The sequence below is a fragment of the Loigolactobacillus iwatensis genome (genome assembly GCF_003950295.1).
Lineage (GTDB): Bacteria > Bacillota > Bacilli > Lactobacillales > Lactobacillaceae > Loigolactobacillus > Loigolactobacillus iwatensis.
Genome location: NZ_RHNP01000074.1, coordinates 1 through 3,216, shown reverse-complemented (window position 1 = coordinate 3,216; position 3,216 = coordinate 1). Strand labels below are relative to the sequence as shown.

Here is a 3,216-nt window from a genome sequence, read left to right as displayed (position 1 = left end):
TCGGCGCTAAGAAGCTTAACTTCTGTGTTCGACATGGGAACAGGTGTATCCTTCCTGCCATTGTCACCACACCACTATCTGAGAACTTTGTGCTCTCAAAACTGGACCTTCTATTTTCTTTGAACTTTGAACACTACGCGGAAACACTTGTTTCCGACTTGGTTAAGTCCTCGACCGATTAGTATTGGTCCGCTCCATGCCTCACGGCACTTCCACTTCCAACCTATCTACCTGATCATCTCTCAGGGGTCTTACTTCCATAAAGGAATGGGAAATCTAATCTTGCGGGGGGCTTCACACTTAGATGCTTTCAGCGTTTATCCCGGCCATACATAGCTACCCAGCGCTGCACCTGGCGGCACAACTGGTACACCAGCGGTATGTCCATTCCGGTCCTCTCGTACTAGGAACAGCTCCGCTCAAATTTCCTACGCCCGCGACGGATAGGGACCGAACTGTCTCACGACGTTCTGAACCCAGCTCGCGTACCGCTTTAATGGGCGAACAGCCCAACCCTTGGGACCAACTACAGCCCCAGGATGCGATGAGCCGACATCGAGGTGCCAAACCTCCCCGTCGATGTGGACTCTTGGGGGAGATAAGCCTGTTATCCCCAGGGTAGCTTTTATCCGTTGAGCGATGGCCCTTCCATACGGAACCACCGGATCACTAAGCCCGACTTTCGTCCCTGCTCGACTTGTTAGTCTCGCAGTCAAGCTCCCTTATGCCTTTACACGCTATGAATGATTTCCAACCATTCTGAGGGAACCTTTGGGCGCCTCCGTTACTCTTTAGGAGGCGACCGCCCCAGTCAAACTGCCCACCTGACACTGTCTCCCGCCACGCTTAGTGGCGCGGGTTAGAGTGGTCATACAGCAAGGGTAGTATCCCACCAATGCCTCCACCGAAACTAGCGTTCCGGCTTCAACGGCTCCTACCTATCCTGTACAAGCTGTACAAACACTCAATATCAAGCTACAGTAAAGCTCCATGGGGTCTTTCCGTCCTGTCGCGGGTAACCCGCATCTTCACGGGTAATATAATTTCACCGAGTCTCTCGTCGAGACAGTGCCCAGATCGTTACGCCTTTCGTGCGGGTCGGAACTTACCCGACAAGGAATTTCGCTACCTTAGGACCGTTATAGTTACGGCCGCCGTTTACTGGGGCTTCATTTTTGGGCTTCGCGCCGAAGCGCTAACTCATCCACTTAACCTTCCAGCACCGGGCAGGCGTCAGCCCCTATACGTCATCTTACGATTTAGCAGAGACCTGTGTTTTTGATAAACAGTCGCCTGGGCCTATTCACTGCGGCTGATCGTTAGATCAGCACCCCTTCTTCCGAAGTTACGGGGTTATTTTGCCGAGTTCCTTAACGAGAGTTCTCTCGCTCACCTGAGGATTCTCTCCTCGACTACCTGTGTCGGTTTGCGGTACGGGTAGTTTATTTCTCACTAGAAGCTTTTCTTGGCAGTGTGACATCAGGAACTTCGTTACTTAAATTTCACTCCCCATCACAACTTGTCCGTAAAAGTTCAAGCCTTTAACTCAAACTAAGACTTGTTGCTTGGACGCACATTTCCAATCGTGCGTATTCCTTAGCCTCCTGCGTCCCTCCATCGTTCAAACAAAATAAACTAGTACAGGAATCTCAACCTGTTATCCATCGCTTACGCCTCGCGGCCTCAGCTTAGGTCCCGACTAACCCTGGGAGGACGAGCCTTCCCCAGGAAACCTTAGTCATTCGGTGGATCAGATTCTCACTGATCTTTCGCTACTCATACCGGCATTCTCACTTCTAAGCGCTCCAGTCGTCCTTACGATCGACCTTCAACGCCCTTAGAACGCTCTCCTACCACGATCACTAACGTGATCATCCACAGTTTCGGTATTATGTTTAGCCCCGGTACATTTTCGGCGCAGGGTCACTCGACTAGTGAGCTATTACGCACTCTTTAAATGGTGGCTGCTTCTGAGCCAACATCCTAGTTGTCTATGCAACCCCACATCCTTTTCCACTTAACATAAATTTAGGGACCTTAACTGGTGGTCTGGGCTGTTTCCCTTTCGACTACGGATCTTATCACTCATAGTCTGACTCCCGGATAGAACATCAATGGCATTCGGAGTTTATCTGAATTCAGTAACCCAAGACGGGCCCCTAGTCCAAACAGTGGCTCTACCTCCATGATGCTTAACTCCGAGGCTAGCCCTAAAGCTATTTCGGAGAGAACCAGCTATCTCCAAGTTCGTTTGGAATTTCACCGCTACCCACACCTCATCTCAGCATTTTTCAACATACACGAGTTCGGTCCTCCAGTGTGTTTTACCACACCTTCAACCTGGACATGGGTAGGTCACCTGGTTTCGGGTCTACGTCTACTTACTAAAGCGCCCATTTCAGACTCGCTTTCGCTACGGCTCCAGTTTTTCACTTTAACCTCGCAAGCAAACGTAACTCGCCGGTTCATTCTACAAAAGGCACGCCATCATCCATTAACGGACTCTGACTACTTGTAGGCACACGGTTTCAGGAACTGTTTCACTCCCCTTCCGGGGTTCTTTTCACCTTTCCCTCACGGTACTGGTCCACTATCGGTCACTAGGTAGTATTTAGCCTTGGGAGATGGTCCTCCCAGATTCCGACGGAATTTCACGTGTTCCGCCGTACTCAGGATCCTGAACAGAGGGTTAGCAGTTTGATCTACGGGATTTTCACCCTCTTTGACGCAGCGTTCCAACTGCTTCGACTACCACTAACTTTGGTAACTCTAATGTTCAGTCCTACAACCCCACTGAGCAAGCTCAATGGTTTGGGCTGTTCCCCGTTCGCTCGCCGCTACTTAGGGAATCGATTTTTCTTTCTGTTCCTGCGGGTACTGAGATGTTTCAGTTCCCCACGTTTACCTCTAAGCTGCTATGTATTCACAACTTAGTAACCAGCGACTAAGCTGGCTGGGTTCCCCCATTCGGAAATCTCCGGATCAAAGCTTACGTACAGCTCCCCGAAGCATATCGGTGTTAGTACCGTCCTTCATCGGCTCCTAGTGCCAAGGCATCCACCGTGCGCCCTTGTTAACTTAACCTATTCAATACCTACGGTATTGTGGTTTTGAGTTTTAGCGATTAAAAAAACTTTCTTAAAAAACTCATTTAAAACGCAGTGTTCTCGGTTTTTAAACAAAGAAAATAGAATATCCAGTTTTCAAAGTACAAAG

At 49.6% G+C, this 3,216-nt stretch carries 2 rRNA genes; both read right to left on the bottom strand.

What is annotated here, in order from left to right:
- Positions 1 to 71, bottom strand: a 5S ribosomal RNA gene (gene rrf / locus EKM98_RS11875); the annotation flags it as partial.
- 87 nt (positions 72 to 158) lie between these two features.
- A 23S ribosomal RNA gene (locus EKM98_RS11870) occupies positions 159 to 3,084 on the bottom strand.
- Positions 3,085 to 3,216 lie beyond the last annotated feature (132 nt).